Here is a 1,393-nt window from a genome sequence, read left to right as displayed (position 1 = left end):
CCCCCCCCCACATAAACATAAACAAATCACAAACAAAAAGAGATGAGGTGTTATTTTTTTGTTTATTTAAGTTTCCTGTTTGCATATTAAATAAAAGTTTTTTCTGTTGTTGGTTATTTTCTTATCATTATGAATTATATATTTTTTTATAATCCATCGGGTGCCCGGAACACGCATGAACAAACCACTCTTATGGCATTGATAGGTTTTGCTAATCTCTTTTGCCTGAATTGATCGATGTTGACGATCAATGTTTTTCGTAGATAATGACCTGCATTCAGATTTACAGAGCTAATATCATATAGTTTGCACCATAGCCATGACGAAGGATACTCCACCTTCTGATGCTGAACTTATATGTGTTTGCTTTACCCGGTCATTAAAAAAATAAAATAGCGATTATGAAAAATATACGGCATCACCAAACGATCACCTTGTTGTTATTGCTTTTTATTGGTACTACAGACGGGGCGTTTGCGGCGGGGGATATGAACGCTACCGCTGGTAGCTCAAGCAAATCTTTCTACAAAAGAGCCTCAGCGCAACCAGTACTCCAAACTCAGTTTGTACTTCATCTAAAAGCGTCTGCTGATGGAAACGCGGTAAATGATGTCGCTGCGGAAGCTTGTATCAGCGTTAGTGGGTCAATAAGTTATAGTGGCGTATCGATATCCGCAGCCTGGGGCAAAACGTTCTCCCTGGGGGCTCCCGGAAACCCAATTACCCTTGATCTAAATTTAGTAAACAACTGTCAAAATGACAAAACAGAATATCTGGCCACGTGGGATACAGGTCAAGCAAGCGTCTGGGTTGGTGATTGGGTGACTGTGCCTGTGGCAAAAACCTGTTCAGCATCTGTTCAAGATGTTGGGTTCGGTGAAGTATATGAAGGCGCTACGGCAACATCGTCTTTATCAATAACTAAATCAGGAACTGGAAGCGGCACCGTGAAGGTGAGCGGTAATGACCTGACATCAACCGGGGATTTGTATTTAGGGGGAGATGAAAATCTGATTGTGCATCCGTCGGATTCTTCTTATATAGGCCAGGATAGCGGGAAAGGTATATGGGTATCTGATGCGTCGCAGAAAACAATTCCTCTGGAGATTCAAGTGGGAAATAATGCAAAAACGGGCGAGCATAAATCTGTCCTAACTGCAACACTCACGTGTGAGTAATATTTGTCGCCACCGATGTAAAAAAACGGGGTCTTCCGCAACGTGGGTGGAAGAAAAATAATGAAACGCTCTAGTTAATAATGACCTGCCCCCAGTATTAGATACAATCGTCAGTGAGTAATGTCGGTTTGTTTACCTTCACATTTTCCATTTCGCCACCGTGCTGCAAACTCTGATGGCGTCTGATAATTCAGTGCCGAATGTGGACGACACTC

At 42.3% G+C, this 1,393-nt stretch carries 1 protein-coding gene; it reads left to right on the top strand.

Annotation, left to right across the window (positions count from 1 at the left end; all coding sequences use genetic code 11):
• The first annotated feature begins 401 nt into the window (after window positions 1-401).
• Window positions 402-1,178 carry a hypothetical protein gene (locus BM427_RS25100; protein WP_090127239.1) on the top strand — a complete coding sequence of 259 codons (777 nt, stop codon included), beginning with the start codon at window positions 402-404 and terminating at the stop codon, window positions 1,176-1,178.
• Window positions 1,179-1,393: the final 215 nt, after the last annotated feature.

Origin of the sequence: Kosakonia arachidis, from assembly GCF_900116535.1 — a bacterium.
Classification (GTDB): domain Bacteria; phylum Pseudomonadota; class Gammaproteobacteria; order Enterobacterales; family Enterobacteriaceae; genus Kosakonia; species Kosakonia arachidis.
This window is presented reverse-complemented; position numbering and strand designations above follow the sequence as displayed.

Coding starts and splice junctions, on each gene's coding strand:
- BM427_RS25100 (WP_090127239.1), top strand. CDS start 402: ATGAAAAATATACGGCATCACCAAACGATCACCTTGTTGTTATTGCTT.